Here is a 14,440-nt window from a genome sequence, read left to right on the forward strand (position 1 = left end):
ACCTAGAGGACACGCGATATGTCGAAGCGTCATGAGGCGAAATACAAGATTGACCGCCGCCTCGGTCAGAACATCTGGGGCCGCCCGAAGTCCCCGGTCAACCGTCGTGAATACGGCCCCGGCCAGCACGGCCAGCGCCGCAAGGGCAAGCCGTCGGACTTCGGCACGCAGCTGCGCGCCAAGCAGAAGCTGAAGGGCTATTACGGCTCGATCTCCGAGAAGCAGTTCCGTCGTTACTACGCCGAGGCGATCCGCCTGAAAGGCGACTCGGGTGAGAACCTCGTCGGCCTGCTCGAGCGCCGTCTCGACGCGGTGATCTACCGCGCCAAGTTCGTCCCGACGGTGTTTGCTGCTCGCCAGTTCGTCAACCACGGCCACGTCACGGTCAACGGCAAGCGCGTCAACATCGCGTCCTACCAGGTCAAGCCGGGTGACGTGATTGCGGTGAAGGAATCCTCCCGCCAGCTCGCCATCGTGATCGAATCGGCTGCGCTCGCCGAGCGCGACGTGCCGGACTACATCGATGCCGACCACACCAAGTTCTCGGCCACCTACACCCGCACCCCGACCCTGTCGGACGTGCCTTACGCGGTGCAGATGGAACCGAACCTGGTCATCGAGTTCTACTCGCGCTGATCCTGCATTGCAGGCTCGGGCTGCGAAGCTCCGATCGGAATCAGAAAAGGGCGGCTCTTCGGAGCCGCCCTTTTCATTTCGAGCCCTCGGCAGGTGCGTCCCGCGGCCTGCCCAGACGGGCGCGCACGACGCATGTACTGGGTCTTGCGCGTACCGGTCAGACGTCTTCCCCAAGCAACGCCTTCACTCCGATGGGATATCGATACCGCCCCACGCCGGATGTCCGGCGGGGCTCCGGGTCCAGAAGGCGATGTCATTGAACTGGATGGTCTGCGAGACATCGGGCAAAGCATCGCGATAGATGCCGAAGCGCGGCTGCGCGTCGATGACCGGCTTGCCTGCCTTCGTCATGCCGTAGCGCGGATATCCGAGTACGCCGCGATAGGCTGGGCAGGCGCGCCCATCGAGCCAGAGCTGCAGATGGCTCTCACCGGCCTTCTGGCTCGGCCGTATCGAAACATTGACCCGGTGCCAATGGCCCGGGGCGATTGGCCAGTCGCCACAGAAATGGACCTGCCCGACGCTGTCGCCACATGTCTCGGTGCCAGCACTCTTCGCGCGGAAGACCGGAGTCTTGCCGTCCGAATCCACCTCGATCTTGAAAAGCGGATTGCCGGGATCGCAGATCTCTTCTCCGCCCCTGCCCTTCTCGTAGCGCGGATCGATATTCTGCTTGATCTGCTGGATGACGGTGCGGTTCTTTCGTGTCAGCCACGGGGCCTCGACACGGAACTGAAAGCTGTACCAGGTCGTGGTATCGAAGCGGATGAGCTCGCGCGTCATCTGGATCTCGGCGCGCTCCGTCGCCGAAGAGCCAGGATCGGGATCATAGGCATCGCCCGGCTTGACGGTAACGCTGAGGACGCGCCCGCCATCTCCGGCCCCCCGTTCGCCGACGCATCGGATACGATCGGCACGAACGGATTTGTCCAGCAGCGACGAGATCTTCCAGTCCTCGGCCGCGATGCAGGCTGTCTCGAAATCCGCCTGGAACGCCGGAACGACTTCCTCCGCACGACCAAAGCCTGGGCAGAACAAGGACAGGGACGTCAACCCGGCCGAGGCAAGAACGCGAAGAACCACGGCGTCTCTCATGCGTTGCCCCAAACCCCAGACCCCGCATGGAAGCTATCTCAACCTTGCGCGGGATCAACATGTTTGATCCCGCGGTATTGAAGCGGAGGAGCTAATACAGGCTCCGGTTCAGCGTTGCAGGATTGGCCGCAAGGCCTGAGCAAAACAGCAAAAGGGGCGGCCCGCAGGAGCCGCCCCTCTATGAAGCACGCCCAGATGGCTGCGGCGCTGCCGGATGATCCTTCGTCAGAGATGCGACCCGACCTCGTCGCGAAAGAAATAGCAGCCCAGCCCGACGCAGCCGATCAGGATCGAAAGACCATACGGGCCGAACAGGCAGAGTATGAAAACGAAGGCGATGAAAATCCTCATCAGCCAGTTTGACGATTGAGCCTTCATGAGACGCCCCTCTCACGAGATTTACTGAGAGGACCCTAGGCGCTCAAAAATGAACTCAATTTGAAGGATTATGGTAAACTCCCGTTTTTCATGACCGCGGTCGCCTCAACCTTCGCAATCCAGCTCTTCCGCATCGTCACCCGGACCGCCCCCACCGGCAGCAGCACAGAAAAAGGCGGCTCCGAGGAGCCGCCTGGTGAAGGCGATCGCGCTGCGATCAGTTGTTGTCGTCGTCGCTATGGTAGCGGCCGCGACGCGAGCCGCGATCGTCACCGTCGCGATCCCGGCCGCCGCGTCGATCCTGCCAGCGATCGCGCATGTTCTCCCCCATCCGCTCCATGCGGGCGCGCCCCTCGGAGAATGCTTCGCGCACAGCCCGGCGCGCCACCGTCTTCTGTTCGTCGCTCAAGGTAGACCAGAGCGGACGAACGGCATCCGCGAGCTCCTTGCTGCGCGTGGCACGTGCGGCCTGACGGCTGGCCATCGCGTCCAGGCGCTCCATGATATCGGCGTGGCGGAAATTCTCGCGCTGCTCGCGCATGGCCGCAAAGCCCTGACGACGCTGCTCCATGCCCTTCTTCACCGTGTTCTCGACCGCATCGAACAACGGGACCTGCTCGGGCTTGAGCTTCATATCGGCGCGCAATTTGGCTAAGCGCTCGTTCATGCGTGTCTGCGCGCGTTCGAGCCGCTCCTTCATGCGGGCTTCCATCTGCTCGGTGCGGCGCTGGTCGCGCTGGTCGGTACGCTCCTGCTGCGTCATGTCACGCGAGGATCCGGAGCCGCCGGCAGGTGGAACCGGCTGCGGCTGCGCGACCGCGAACGTCGCAGCCAGGGCGGCTGCCGACGAAGCTGCGATAAGTGCGATGCGTTTCATCCTGGGTCTCCGTTTGTCGTATCGACAAGGTCAGGTCGCTGGCGGGTCTCGAAGCCGGTTCGCGATCATGGCAAGGCTGACCTCGCGCCCCTGACCCTGCGATGGCGCAAGCATGAAAAGATCGTAATGTAGCGATGACGCGCCAGCGAGCGCGAAGTTCCCCCACGCCCCCCGGTGTCATTCCCTCGTGATGCGCAACCTGATCACCGATGTTCGCGGCCTGCTCGTCGGGCAAGCCCAGGATATTGCCGCAGCGACCGGCGTCACCGTCGCCCTGTTTGACCGCCCCACCGTAGCCTCGGTGGCCATTCTCGGCGGCGCTCCCGGCACCCGCGATACCGCATTGCTGGAACCGGAAATGACTGTCGAGCATGTTGACGCCATCGTCCTCTCCGGCGGTTCCGCCTGGGGGCTGGCCGCAGCCGACGGGGTCATGGCGACGCTCGCCGCAAACGGTCGCGGCTTCCCCGTCGGCGGCATGCGCGTGCCGATCGTGCCGCAGGCGATCCTGTTCGATCTCCTGAATGGCGGCGACAAGGGCTGGGCCAAGGGCAATGGCGCAGAGGCCCCTTATCGGGCGCTGGCGCGGGCGGCAGCAGAKAATGTCGGCACTGAGTTTTTTCTCGGAAGCGCCGGCGCTGGCTACGGTGCGACCACCGCTACGCTCAAGGGGGGGCTCGGCTCGGCCAGCGCGCGCGCCGCCACCGGTCAGATCGTGGGCGCGCTCGTCGCCGTCAACGCCGTTGGCAGTGCCACGATCGGCGACGGGCCTTGCTTCTGGGCCGCCCCCTATGAGCAAGCGAGTGAGTTCGGCGGCCTCGGCTGGCCTTCCATGATCTCGCCCGATGATCTCGGACTGCGCTTCAAGGGCGGGGCCGGACAGAACACCACGATCGCACTCGTCGCGACCGACGCGGCACTGACCAAATCGCAGGCGAAGCGGCTGGCGCTTGCGGMGCATGATGGCTTGGCCCGGGCGCTCAGGCCGGTCCATGCGCCGCTCGACGGGGACGTCGTCTTTGCCGCGGCAACCGGTCATAGCGGCGCGCCGTCCGATGCCTTCGCCCTGGCAGAACTCTGCGCGACCGCCGCCGACGTCCTCGCTCGAGCCGTCGCGCGCGGCGTCCACGCTGCAACCGCCCTTCCCTTTGCCGGAGCCAAGCCCGCCTGGCGCGACAGGTTCGGGACCTGAGGCCCGGTCCGCTCCAGCGGCGTTTGCCACCTGGAAAGGGAAGATTCTGCATCATCCACGTGTCGTTGCACGGCCCTATCTTCGTTGACCGCGAGCAAGATCGCCGGCATCGCACGGGATGTGATCTCATCCGTGCAGACGGTCAGTGCCGCCGCCCAGCAAATGATGAGCGGCGCCACACAGGTCGCCGAACGCTCGAAGGCCGCCTCGGCCTCCTCGCTTCACACCTCTTCGAACGTGATCGCCCTGACACAGGCGACCAGCGAGCTTGCGGCCTCGATCAGGGAAAATAGACAAGCAGGTTGCCGAGACCACGCGTATCGTCGGCTCAACCACGACAAACGCGCAGACGGTGCTGACGACGGTCAATGAGCTTTCGACGAAGGCCGACAATGTCGGCACCATCGTCGGCATGATCTCGACGATTGCGGCGCAGACAAACCTGCTGGCCCTCAATGCCGCGATCGAGGCCGCTCGCTTCGGTCATTCCAGCAGTGGCTTTGCGGTCGTGGCCCAGGAGGTCAAGGCGCTGGCCCACCAGACCTCGCTGGCAACAGACGATATCCAGCGCCAGATCGAAGCGATCCGCAACTCGAGCGGTGAAGCCGTCCGCGCCATCGACACGATGAACACGACCATCGGCTCGCTCAATGAGATTTCGGCGGCAGTCGCGACCGTCGTCGAACAGCAGAACGCAGCCACCTCGGGGATTGCCCGCAACATCGAGGCTGCAGCACACGAGACTATCGCGGCCTCCGGCAATATCGAATTCGTCAGCAAGGTGGCCGCGGAAACCGGTCAGGCAGCGGCCTTCATAGCCGAATCCGCCGACAGGCTGGCCGCCCAATCCGCGCATCTCGGTACCGAGGTCGCGCAGTTCCTGGGCCGGATCCGGGCAACCTGATTCTGACGCATGCGCAGCCGCAGGACCCGGGCTCGTGCTCCTCAGGCTTCGCCTGCGTCGAACGCCGCGTGGTAGCGGACTTCACCCGCCGGTAGCGGGCCGCCAAAGCCAAGCACCAGGAAATACTCCTGCGGCACATCGGCAAGCCAGAGTCGGGGGTCCGCAGCGAAACCGAAGCGACCATAATAACCCGGCGCCCCCAGCAGGACGCAGCCCTTCGCACCGGCCGTCTTCAGCCTGTCGAGCCCCGCGCGCGCCAGAGCCTCCCCTATGCCTCTCCCCTGCATGTCCGGCCGAACAGCCAGAGGCCCGAGACCAAACCAGCCAAGCTCCTGCCCGCCGATCATGACCGGGGAGAAGGCGACATGGCCGAGCAGGGCGTCGCCATCGGAGGCGACAAGGGACAAGGCCAGCATACCGCCACGGCGCAAGCCATCGACGATCGCGGCCTCCGTCTGGTTGCTGTGGGAAACGTCCTTGAAGGCGTCGGTAATGAGCGCCTGGATTGTGGGAATGTCAGCGGGCTGCTCATCGCGGATGATCATGTTGCGTCCTCGGTTCTCGCGAGAGCGGGAGGGCCCATGACGGGCCCTCCCCTTGGTCTCACCGGTTGTCGGCCTGAGACCTCACTGCGAGCCGGCCCTGTCGCGAGATGCGATAGGGCCGCCCCTGCCTCGATTCGATCATCCGCTTGCGCCTGAGGCTCCCGAAAAGCTCGAGCGTGCAGTTGGTCAACACGTAGCCCTCATGGGTGAAGCAGTCGACATGGTGGATGCGGCCATCATCGCCGCGATGGTGACGGATATGCCCGCCCTGGGCCAGCACGTGCAGCACGCGCTGCTCGCCCCTGGAGATATTCATGTTTGTAGAGCCTGTGCATGAAACCATGACAAGCGCCTGAGCCCGATGCAGGCATCGAATGCTGCATTTCAGACCCGGCGCTGCATCACGTTCCGCCGAAGCGAAACGTCACCGGGTTCCCGCACTCTCAAACATGACATTCTCCAACACGTTCATTTCCGCGCGCATAGGCGCGGGAGGACGGGCGTTTAGAGCACGCTCCTCCTAACGTCAACCGGCGCCAGGACCGTTTCCCGCCTGCGCCGAATGCGCTATGGGACCCGCATGTCGACAGATGCATTTCTCCAGCGGTTCGGTGCGCCCGGCTCGCCTCAGCCCGATCCCGTTGCCGCGGCGCAAAGCGCGATGCGCAACGCCCTGCCCAAGCGCTTCTACGAAACCGCTGGTGTGCTCGAACGCGACGGGCTCTTCCATGTCGGGCTCGATGGCCGGACGGCCCGGACCCCGGCCCGGAATCCCTTGGCCATCACCTCGCGCCCGGTCGCCGAGGCACTCGCCGCGGAATGGCAGGCGCAGGGCGAGCGGATCGACCCCGCCGTCATGCCGCTGACACGACTGGTCAATTCCGCGCTCGATGGCGTGTCCGACCAGCATGAAGCCGTGCGCGCCGAGATCGTACGCTATGCCGGCAGCGACGCGCTCTGCTATCGCGCCAGCGAACCGGACAATCTGGTCGAGCGCCAGCGTGATGTCTGGGACCCGATCATCGCCGGCACCGAGGCCGCCCTCGACGCACGCTTCACCCTCACTGAGGGCGTGATGTTTGCCGCGCAACCGGCCGGCTTGCTCGACGCCGTCGCCCGGCGTGTTGCCGATCTCTCCGCGCCTCTGGCGCTCGCCGGAGCGCATAATGTGATGACACTTTCAGGCTCGGCCATTCTCATGCTGGCCCTCGCCGACGGACGGCTGGACGAAGAGCAGGCATGGACTGCCGCCCATCTCGACGAGGACTATCAGATCGAGATCTGGGGACAGGATGAGGACGCCGCCGCCAGGCGAACGATCCGCCGCCAGGAATTCGCGGCGGCCGTGCTTCTGCTCCAACACGGATAGCGCAAGCCCGAACGAACGGCTGATGGACAGCATGGCCTTCGCCCCTTAAGCCGGAACGCAGGCGTTCTGACCGGCGACGGGGCATTTCCATGAAGGACATTCTCGAGCAGCTTGAATCCCGCCGCGAGGGCGCGCGCAAGGGTGGCGGCGACAGGCGCATCGAGGCGCAGCACAAGCGCGGCAAGCTGACCGCTCGCGAGCGTATCGAACTCCTGCTCGATCACGGCTCCTTCGAAGAATTCGACATGTTCGTGCAGCACCGCTGCGTCGATTTCGGCATGGAGAAGGGTGAGAAGATCCCGGGTGACGGCGTCGTCACTGGCTGGGGCACCGTCAATGGGCGCACCGTCTTCGTCTTCTCCAAGGACTTCACCGTCTTCGGCGGCTCGCTCTCCGAAACACATGCCCAGAAGATCACCAAGATCCAGGACATGGCGCTGAAGATGCGGGCCCCGATCGTCGGCCTGTTCGACGCGGGCGGCGCCCGCATCCAGGAAGGCGTCGCGGCGCTCGGCGGCTATGGCGAGGTCTTCAAGCGCAATGTCACGGCCTCGGGCGTCATTCCCCAGATCTCGGTGATCATGGGCCCCTGCGCTGGCGGCGACGTCTATTCCCCGGCGATGACCGACTTCATCTTCATGGTCCGCGACACCAGCTACATGTTCGTCACCGGCCCGGAGGTGGTGAAGACCGTCACCAACGAGACCGTCACGTCCGAGGAGCTGGGCGGGGCCAAGGTCCACACCTCGAAATCCTCGGTGGCCGACGGCTCCTTCGAGAACGATGTCGAGGCACTGCTGCAGGTGCGCCGGCTGATCGACTTCCTGCCGGCCAACAACACGGTCGGCGTCCCGGAATGGCCGAGTTTCGACGTGCCGGACCGTGTCGACATGAGCCTCGACACGCTCGTACCCGACAATCCGAACAAACCCTATGACATCAAGGAACTGATCCTGAAGACGCTCGATGAGGGCGACTTCTTCGAAATCCAGGCGGCCTATGCCGGCAATATCGTCACCGGATTCGGCCGCATCGAGGGCCGCACCGTCGGCGTCGTCGCCAACCAGCCCATGGTGCTCGCCGGCGTGCTCGATTCCGATGCCAGCCGCAAGGCGGCCCGCTTCGTGCGCTATTGCGACGCCTTCGAGATCCCGATCGTCACCTTCGTCGACGTGCCGGGCTTCCTGCCGGGCACGGCGCAGGAATATGGCGGGCTGATCAAGCACGGCGCCAAGCTGCTCTTCGCCTATAGCGAATGCACGGTACCGCTGGTCACGGTCATCACCCGCAAGGCATTCGGCGGCGCCTATGACGTGATGGCCTCAAAACATATCGGCGCCGACGTCAACTATGCCTGGCCGACGGCGCAGATCGCGGTGATGGGCGCCAAGGGCGCGGTGGAGATCATCTTCCGCGGCGGCGATGCCGAGACCATCGCACGCCAGACCAAGGAATATGAGGACCGCTTCATGTCGCCCTTCGTCGCCGCCGAGCGCGGTTATGTCGACGAGGTGATCATGCCGCACTCGACCCGTCGCCGGATCGCCCGGGCCCTGGCCATGCTCAGAACCAAAAACGTCGAGCGGCCCTGGCGCAAGCACGACAATATTCCGCTGTGAGCTGACGCGAGCTACTGCCAGCGCCTGAATACCGCGCTCGCATTCACCCCGCCAAAGCCGAAACCGTTCGAGATGGCATGCTCCATCTGGAGCGGGCGGGCCTCCTTAGCCACGAGATCGAGCCCCGCCGCATCCTCGTCCGGATTGTCGAGATTGAGCGTCGGCGGCGCGATCTGGTCGCGCAGCGCCAGGATGGTGAAGATCGCTTCCAGGCCGCCGGCCGCGCCGAGCAGGTGCCCCGTCGCCGATTTGGTGGCGCTGATCGCGATGCTGCGCTCCGAACCGAAAAGCGCTCTGATTGCCGCCAATTCGCCTCGGTCGCCGACCGGCGTCGAGGTCGAGTGCGCATTGAGATGACGGATATCGTGCGGCTGCAGGCCGGCCTGTTTCAGGGCGATCTCCATGGCGCGCCGCGCGCCCGAACCATCTTCCGGGCCTGAGGTGATGTGATAGGCATCGGCACTGGTGCCATAGCCAGTGATCTCGGCCAGCGGCGCAGCCCCTCGCGCCTGCGCATGCTCCAGGGCCTCGATCACCAGCATGCCGGCGCCCTCGCCCATGACGAAACCGTCGCGGTCCCGGTCGAAGGGGCGTGAGGCACGCTCGGGCTCGTCATTGAAGCCGGTCGAGAGCGCACGCGCCGCGGCAAAGCCACCAAGCGCGACAAGATCGATGCAGGCCTCGGCGCCGCCGCAGAGCGCGATATCGGCCTCTCCCGCCCGGATCAGCCGCGCCGCATCGCCGATCGCCTGCACGCCAGCGGCGCAGGCCGTGACCGGCGCACCGATCGGCCCCTTGAAGCCGTGGTCGATCGAGACATGACCAGCCGCAAGATTGACCAGGAAGGACGGGATCGTGAAGGGCGAAAGCCGTCGCACACCGCGCGTATCGGTGATGCGCACCGCTTCGGCGATCGCGGGAAAGCCGCCAATGCCGGAGGCGATGACCGTCGCGGTGCGCTCCCGCTGCACGTCATCGGTCGGCGCCCAGCCGGCCTGCTCCAGCGCCTCCTTCGCCGCCACCAGCGCGAACTGAATGAAGCGATCCATCTTGCGCTGGTCCTTGGGAGCAATAGCGCTGTCGGGATCGAAGCCCCCCTCAGCGTCCTCCGCCTTCGTCGGCACGGCACCGGCAACCTTGGCCGGCAGGGTCTCGACAATGCTGTCGGGCAGGCGCCGCAGCCCGGAACGGCCGGCGAGCAGCCGCGACCACGTCAGTTCGGTTCCACAGCCCAGGGGCGAGACAACGCCCATACCGGTTACAACGACGCGGCGCATCGGCAGATCCTATTCGATGTGAGAGGGACAGAGCGGTCGCAAACCTCTCTGCGCGGCAATGTGCCGGCGCATCTGTTCGCTGGCTCGCGGACCGGGAATGAGAGCGACATTATCGGACGTGATCGGCGTCGCGCTGGCGGCATCGACCAGGATCGGTTCGAGCGGCTGGCCGGAAACGCGCCCTGCCAGCAGCACGGACACGCCCTCGGGGGCGAGATGCCGGTTGCCCCAGGCGAGCATTGCCGCAATCACCGGGAAGAAGTCCCGCCCCTTGGCGGTCAGCAGGTACTCATATCGCTTTGGCCGCTCGCGATAGAGCCGCCGCTCGAACAGGCCGCTCTGCGTGAGATGCTTGAGACGGCGAGCCAGCATATTGGGCGCAATGCCGAGACTCGCCTGAAACTCGTCGAAGCGCGTGAGCCCACGGAACGCATCGCGCAGGATCAGGAGGCTCCACCATTCGCAGACGGTTTCGACCGTCCGCGCGCAGGGGCATTCGGAGAGTGAAGCGGGCCTGGATTGCATGCTCACTCCGGCTAGACCAGTTACTATCATTTTGCAAGTAACGGATCGAACCGGAGTACGGGGTCTCTCTCGCTGGGGTGCTATCCCGGGGTTCGGAACGCCTCATCCGTCCAGTCGAGCAGCTTGCCCAGAAAGCGCGAGGCCGCCGGCATGAAGAAGCTGCCATGATGGTAGAACGGGTCGAGCGTGGTCACGATCATGCGCCCGGCCCCACCGCCAACATGACGGTGGTCGTAGAGGATCGAGCCGCCCTTGCCCTGAGGGTCGCCATCCGGCGTGATGTCCACCAGTGAGGTCGCCCCCGGCGGTGGCGTCAGCAGGCCGTGATAGTGCCAGACCAGCTCCTTCATCCCGACATGGCGAAAAAGTTCGTGATCGGGCGCGACGATGCGGTGGCCGGGATCGGCACCCTGCTCCAGCCACCACCAGAAATTGGTCGGACGGAACTCCCATGAGACGCCGGGCGCCCATTGCTGGGCGCTGTTCTCGCCAAGCACGATCAGGGTGCCGCCACCGGCCAGATAGTCGAGGAGGATCGGGCGCTTGCCCCGCAGAACGCCCGGATGAATGCGATCCGCCACCATCAGGGCGTCGCAGCCGGCAAGGTCGGCCGCAGCCAGTTCAGGCGCGTAGATCGTCCGGTCGAAGCGACCACCGAGCCGCTGACCATAGATTGCTTCCTGGTGGTAATAGGTTCCGCCGTCCAGCACCGCGAGTGTCATGCTGCCTCCGATGGCTTGGCGATCCAGTCGAACAGTTGCGGCATGATCCGCTCCGAGCTGTTGCCCGAGCCGAAATAGCCCCACAAATCCGCGCCGGCATGGACCAGCAACCGCCCTCCCACCGCCGGCCGGCAATCGAAATCGACCGGAGACCGGCTCGGTCCCAGGCTGTTGATGATGCGCGCACCGGGCGGTGGCGGGTTGGAACCGCGCCCATAGAAGCCCGCCACGCCGCGCCGCTTCGAGAGATCCGCAGGATCGACGCCGGCCCAGACCGGGTGCTCCGCCTCTCGGTTGACCGCGAGATCGTCGACCCGATAGCCGGGGATCGGCTGGAACCGCGAGAGTTCGGCCAGGAAAGGGTGCCCGATATGGCCGCAGACGACGATCGTGCCGCCACCGGCCAGGAAGGCTTCAAGCTGTCCCCGGCGCGAGGCAAGATAGCGCTGGTCCGAATGCAATCCGAGCAGCAGGCCGCGCGTGCGGGAAAGCGCGGTCCGTTCGAGATCGTAGAACGGCACGAGGTCGATTCGCGGGCCGAGCGCGAGATCCGTGATCAGGGCCTGGGCACCGGTCTCGCTCTGCTCGCAATCAAGGAGGATGGCGTCGATCACGGTTTGAACGCCATCGGATCGATGAGGTCGCGGCGCATGTCGATGGTCTTCTGCAACATGCCGGCCTCGATCATGAAGGATTGATCGGCTTCAAGGTTCTTCACATCGGCATCGGTCATGGCGAGCGTGAAATCATACCAGGGCAGTTGCTTGCGCGCGTCCTCGACCGAGATCTTCTGGTCCTCGGCCGCGATCTTCAGGGCTTCCTCGGGATCGGTCTTCATGAACGCGAGTGCCTTGCCGTGAGCTGCGAGATAGGCCTGCACTAGGTCCGGATGGTCCCGGAGAAAAGCTGTTCGCACAGCAATCACCGAGGTCGGAGCGATCAGCCCCTCGCCGCTCGCCAGGATGCGCCCGCCAGCAGCTTCGACCTGCAGGGCATTGGCGCCGGCCAGCGTGGCCGCATCAACCTTGCCCGCCAGAAGGGCTGCCCGCGCCGCCGGGATATCCATGTTGAGATACTCGACATCGCCGAGCTTCATGCCATTGGCGGCCAGCGCCGCGGCCAGGAGCTGGTTCAGCGTCGTCCCCTTGGGGCCGCCCACGCTCTTGCCCTTCAGATCCTTGACCGAAGCAGGGCCGTTCGCCGTCGTCATCACGAAGAAGGCCTTGGGCGAACGCGAATAGGCGGCAATCACCTTGAGGTCGATGCCGTTCGCCCGCCCGAGAATGGCCGAGGTCCCGCCCAGTACGCTGGCAATGTCGACCGCACCGGCGGCAAGCGCCTGGATCTGCGCCGCGCCCGAGGTGATCTCGGGATTCTCGACCTTGTTGATGCCCGCCGCCGCAAAAGCTTCCTCGAGAAAGCCCTTCTTGCGCATGACAATGGAGGGAACGTTGAAGGGTGACGCCACATAAGTAACGCGCACGCTCGATGGCTTGTCGGCAGCATGGACCGAGATCGCAGGTGCAGCCGCAACGATGACCGCAAGGGCGATCAGCTTCAGAAGTTTCACGACACAATCTCCTTCTGTAAGGGATGCCTGCTCGTTTCGAGCAGGCGCTCGAGCACGGCACGGCGATGGGCGAGCAGCGCGGGATCCGTAGGGTCTCGCGGGTAGGGAAGATCGACCCGGCGCAAACCGACGAGCCGGCCCACCGACAATTCGGCAATGGCCTCGCCAAGCAGAACCGCCTCCTCGACGTCATGGGTGACGAAGACGACGGTCGGCCGGCGCTTACGCCAGATTTCGACGAGCTCCTGCTGCATGGTGCGGCGTGTGAAGGCGTCGAGCGCGCCAAAGGGCTCGTCCATGAGCAAAAGGTCCGGTTCGAGGACGAGCGCGCGGGCAATCGCAACCCGCTGCGCCATGCCGCCCGAGAGCTGCTCGGGCGTTGCCTCTGCAAATCCCGAAAGCCCGACGAGGGCCAACGCTTCGCCGACGCGCTGATCGATGACCTCTTGCGGGATGCGGCCGCGGAGCCCGAACCCGGCGTTGCGCGCGACGCTGAGCCACGGCATCAGCCGCGGCTCCTGGAAGACATAGCCGATGCGCGGGCGCCCGCCGCCAGCAAAACTCAATGTGCCGGACGTCGGCTCGGCAAGCCCGGCGAGGATACGCAGCAACGTGGTCTTGCCGCAGCCGCTGCGCCCCACGATCGCTGTGAAGCTGCCGCGCGGCAGATCGAGATCGACGCCTTCGAGAGCGGCGACGCTGCGCCCCGCCACCGAATAGTTCATACCGAGATTGCGGGCCTCAAACACGGCCGAGCTCCAGATGGGAGCGCAGCCACGGCGCGCTGCGGCGGATCGCGGCCCGGGCCAGGGCATCGGCGATCAGCCCGAGCACGCCGATGACAAAGACCCCGACGAGAACAATGTCGGTGCGCGCAAGATTCTGGGCGTCGATGATCATGTAGCCGAGCCCCGAGCTCGACGCGATCAGCTCGGCTCCGACCAGAGCCCGCCAACTGTAGCCGAGCCCGATCCGCAGACCGACGACGAGGGCCGGAAGCGAGGCTGGAAGAACGATCCGACGCAGAATTTCCGAGCTGTTCAGGCCGCAAGCCCGGCCGACCTCGACGAGCTTCGGATCCGCCTGGGCAATCCCCCCAAGGGCTCCCAGGAAGATCGGAAAGAAGCAAGAGAGCACGATCACACCGATCTTCTGCACTTCGCCGATACCGAGCCACAGGATCAGCAGCGGCAGCAGCGCAAGCGGCGGAACCTGGCGCAGGAATTCGAGCGCCGGCTCGACCAGCGCGCGCAACCGCGGCAGCAGACCGAACAGCAGAGCCAGGGGCAAGGCAGTGGCGACGGAAAGGCCATAGCCGAGGATCACGCGCTGCAAGCTGATCGCCACATGCCTGACAAGGGAGCCATCGGCGATGAGTTGACGTCCCGCCTCCATGACCGCGACCGGCCCAGGCAGCAGGAAGGGCGAAACGAGACCGAGCGCACTGGCTACAGACCAGAGCAGTCCCAACAGCAAGAATATGGGCAGTCCTTTTGACACGGCTACTACGATTGTTTCAGAGCAAGGCGGCGGCGCCCGCGCGACTGACTAGCATTGTTTCGTAGCGCATCAACAATATTACGATATTTATCACGCGAATATTTATTATAATTATTCTAATGAGAAGAATACGCTTTCGACAAGCGACACAGAACGGCGCGCATGCTTTGCAGATCGGAATAACTGCGCGTTTGACGAGCATCTTCGTCCCAAAGCCCGCTTCACCGGGCC

General features: G+C 64.9%; 18 protein-coding genes. 7 read left to right on the top strand and 11 right to left on the bottom strand.

What is annotated here, in order from left to right; genetic code table 11:
* The first annotated feature begins 18 nt into the window (after positions 1-18).
* A complete protein-coding gene (gene rpsD / locus AC1DGP_RS15995; protein WP_043237713.1) occupies positions 19-636 on the top strand; it encodes a 30S ribosomal protein S4 in 618 nt (205 codons plus the stop codon).
* Between the two features lie 183 nt (positions 637-819).
* Here the strand turns inward: rpsD and AC1DGP_RS16000 are convergent, their stop codons facing one another.
* Positions 820-1,719: a heparin lyase I family protein gene (locus AC1DGP_RS16000; RefSeq protein ID WP_441491469.1), complete on the bottom strand. Its 900-nt coding sequence runs from the start codon at positions 1,717-1,719 to the stop codon at positions 820-822.
* Positions 1,720-1,911: 192 nt separating this feature from the next.
* Between AC1DGP_RS16000 and AC1DGP_RS16005 the strand changes: the two genes are divergently transcribed.
* Positions 1,912-2,094 (top strand): hypothetical protein, encoded by a 183-nt coding sequence (locus tag AC1DGP_RS16005; protein ID WP_441491470.1) that lies wholly within the window; start codon positions 1,912-1,914, stop codon positions 2,092-2,094.
* A 232-nt stretch (positions 2,095-2,326) separates the two neighbouring features.
* Here the strand turns inward: AC1DGP_RS16005 and AC1DGP_RS16010 are convergent, their stop codons facing one another.
* Entirely contained in the window at positions 2,327-2,986 is a 660-nt protein-coding gene (locus AC1DGP_RS16010; RefSeq protein ID WP_476832308.1) for a Spy/CpxP family protein refolding chaperone, read from the bottom strand.
* A gap of 190 nt (positions 2,987-3,176) precedes the next feature.
* Between AC1DGP_RS16010 and AC1DGP_RS16015 the strand changes: the two genes are divergently transcribed.
* From AC1DGP_RS16015 to AC1DGP_RS16025, 3 genes are all read left to right on the top strand, one after another.
* The gene (locus AC1DGP_RS16015; protein ID WP_476832309.1) at positions 3,177-4,178 is read left to right on the top strand and encodes a P1 family peptidase; all 1,002 of its coding nucleotides are present in this window, start codon (positions 3,177-3,179) and stop codon (positions 4,176-4,178) included.
* Positions 4,179-4,262: 84 nt separating this feature from the next.
* Positions 4,263-4,550 (top strand): hypothetical protein, encoded by a 288-nt coding sequence (locus AC1DGP_RS16020; protein ID WP_476775892.1) that lies wholly within the window; start codon positions 4,263-4,265, stop codon positions 4,548-4,550.
* Positions 4,531-5,082 carry a methyl-accepting chemotaxis protein gene (locus AC1DGP_RS16025; RefSeq protein WP_476775891.1) on the top strand — a complete coding sequence of 184 codons (552 nt, stop codon included), beginning with the start codon at positions 4,531-4,533 and terminating at the stop codon, positions 5,080-5,082. The genes AC1DGP_RS16020 and AC1DGP_RS16025 overlap by 20 nt, the downstream gene beginning before the upstream one ends.
* Positions 5,083-5,123: 41 nt before the next feature.
* Here AC1DGP_RS16025 and AC1DGP_RS16030 read toward each other — a convergent pair whose 3' ends face one another.
* Positions 5,124-5,627: a GNAT family N-acetyltransferase gene (locus tag AC1DGP_RS16030; protein ID WP_476775890.1), complete on the bottom strand. Its 504-nt coding sequence runs from the start codon at positions 5,625-5,627 to the stop codon at positions 5,124-5,126.
* A 58-nt stretch (positions 5,628-5,685) separates the two neighbouring features.
* Entirely contained in the window at positions 5,686-5,943 is a 258-nt protein-coding gene (locus tag AC1DGP_RS16035; protein ID WP_441491474.1) for a YjhX family toxin, read from the bottom strand.
* Positions 5,944-6,207: 264 nt separating this feature from the next.
* Between AC1DGP_RS16035 and AC1DGP_RS16040 the strand changes: the two genes are divergently transcribed.
* A complete protein-coding gene (locus tag AC1DGP_RS16040) occupies positions 6,208-6,996 on the top strand; it encodes an ATP12 family chaperone protein (RefSeq protein WP_476775889.1) in 789 nt (262 codons plus the stop codon).
* Positions 6,997-7,085: 89 nt separating this feature from the next.
* On the top strand, positions 7,086-8,615 hold the full coding sequence (locus AC1DGP_RS16045) for an acyl-CoA carboxylase subunit beta (RefSeq protein ID WP_441491476.1): 1,530 nt from the start codon (positions 7,086-7,088) through the stop codon (positions 8,613-8,615).
* 11 nt (positions 8,616-8,626) lie between these two features.
* Here the strand turns inward: AC1DGP_RS16045 and fabF are convergent, their stop codons facing one another.
* The 7 genes from fabF to AC1DGP_RS16080 all read right to left on the bottom strand — a co-directional run bounded on the left by fabF (position 8,627) and on the right by AC1DGP_RS16080 (position 14,185).
* Positions 8,627-9,892: a beta-ketoacyl-ACP synthase II gene (fabF, locus tag AC1DGP_RS16050; RefSeq protein WP_476775888.1), complete on the bottom strand. Its 1,266-nt coding sequence runs from the start codon at positions 9,890-9,892 to the stop codon at positions 8,627-8,629.
* A gap of 9 nt (positions 9,893-9,901) precedes the next feature.
* On the bottom strand, positions 9,902-10,417 hold the full coding sequence (locus AC1DGP_RS16055; RefSeq protein ID WP_441491478.1) for a winged helix-turn-helix transcriptional regulator: 516 nt from the start codon (positions 10,415-10,417) through the stop codon (positions 9,902-9,904).
* Positions 10,418-10,497: 80 nt separating this feature from the next.
* On the bottom strand, positions 10,498-11,139 hold the full coding sequence (locus tag AC1DGP_RS16060; RefSeq protein WP_441491479.1) for a hypothetical protein: 642 nt from the start codon (positions 11,137-11,139) through the stop codon (positions 10,498-10,500).
* Positions 11,136-11,753 (bottom strand): hypothetical protein, encoded by a 618-nt coding sequence (locus AC1DGP_RS16065; protein ID WP_441491480.1) that lies wholly within the window; start codon positions 11,751-11,753, stop codon positions 11,136-11,138. The genes AC1DGP_RS16060 and AC1DGP_RS16065 overlap by 4 nt, the downstream gene beginning before the upstream one ends.
* Positions 11,750-12,709: an ABC transporter substrate-binding protein gene (locus tag AC1DGP_RS16070; protein ID WP_476775887.1), complete on the bottom strand. Its 960-nt coding sequence runs from the start codon at positions 12,707-12,709 to the stop codon at positions 11,750-11,752. Before AC1DGP_RS16070 ends, AC1DGP_RS16065 begins: the two co-directional genes overlap by 4 nt.
* Positions 12,706-13,458: an ABC transporter ATP-binding protein gene (locus tag AC1DGP_RS16075; protein ID WP_441491482.1), complete on the bottom strand. Its 753-nt coding sequence runs from the start codon at positions 13,456-13,458 to the stop codon at positions 12,706-12,708. The genes AC1DGP_RS16070 and AC1DGP_RS16075 overlap by 4 nt, the downstream gene beginning before the upstream one ends.
* Positions 13,451-14,185 carry an ABC transporter permease gene (locus tag AC1DGP_RS16080; RefSeq protein WP_441491483.1) on the bottom strand — a complete coding sequence of 245 codons (735 nt, stop codon included), beginning with the start codon at positions 14,183-14,185 and terminating at the stop codon, positions 13,451-13,453. The genes AC1DGP_RS16075 and AC1DGP_RS16080 overlap by 8 nt, the downstream gene beginning before the upstream one ends.
* Positions 14,186-14,440: the final 255 nt, after the last annotated feature.

The organism is Allobosea sp. 05T433, assembly GCF_056396065.1.

Excerpts from the sequence above, each read along its gene's own strand:
- rpsD (WP_043237713.1), top strand. The coding sequence starts at position 19 with ATGTCGAAGCGTCATGAGGCGAAATACAAGATTGACCGCCGCCTCGGT.
- AC1DGP_RS16005 (WP_441491470.1), top strand. The coding sequence starts at position 1,912 with ATGAAGCACGCCCAGATGGCTGCGGCGCTGCCGGATGATCCTTCGTCA.
- AC1DGP_RS16010 (WP_476832308.1), bottom strand. The coding sequence starts at position 2,986 with ATGAAACGCATCGCACTTATCGCAGCTTCGTCGGCAGCCGCCCTGGCT.
- AC1DGP_RS16030 (WP_476775890.1), bottom strand. The coding sequence starts at position 5,627 with ATGATCATCCGCGATGAGCAGCCCGCTGACATTCCCACAATCCAGGCG.
- AC1DGP_RS16035 (WP_441491474.1), bottom strand. The coding sequence starts at position 5,943 with ATGAATATCTCCAGGGGCGAGCAGCGCGTGCTGCACGTGCTGGCCCAG.
- AC1DGP_RS16040 (WP_476775889.1), top strand. The coding sequence starts at position 6,208 with ATGTCGACAGATGCATTTCTCCAGCGGTTCGGTGCGCCCGGCTCGCCT.
- AC1DGP_RS16045 (WP_441491476.1), top strand. The coding sequence starts at position 7,086 with ATGAAGGACATTCTCGAGCAGCTTGAATCCCGCCGCGAGGGCGCGCGC.
- fabF (WP_476775888.1), bottom strand. The coding sequence starts at position 9,892 with ATGCGCCGCGTCGTTGTAACCGGTATGGGCGTTGTCTCGCCCCTGGGC.
- AC1DGP_RS16055 (WP_441491478.1), bottom strand. The coding sequence starts at position 10,417 with ATGCAATCCAGGCCCGCTTCACTCTCCGAATGCCCCTGCGCGCGGACG.
- AC1DGP_RS16060 (WP_441491479.1), bottom strand. The coding sequence starts at position 11,139 with ATGACACTCGCGGTGCTGGACGGCGGAACCTATTACCACCAGGAAGCA.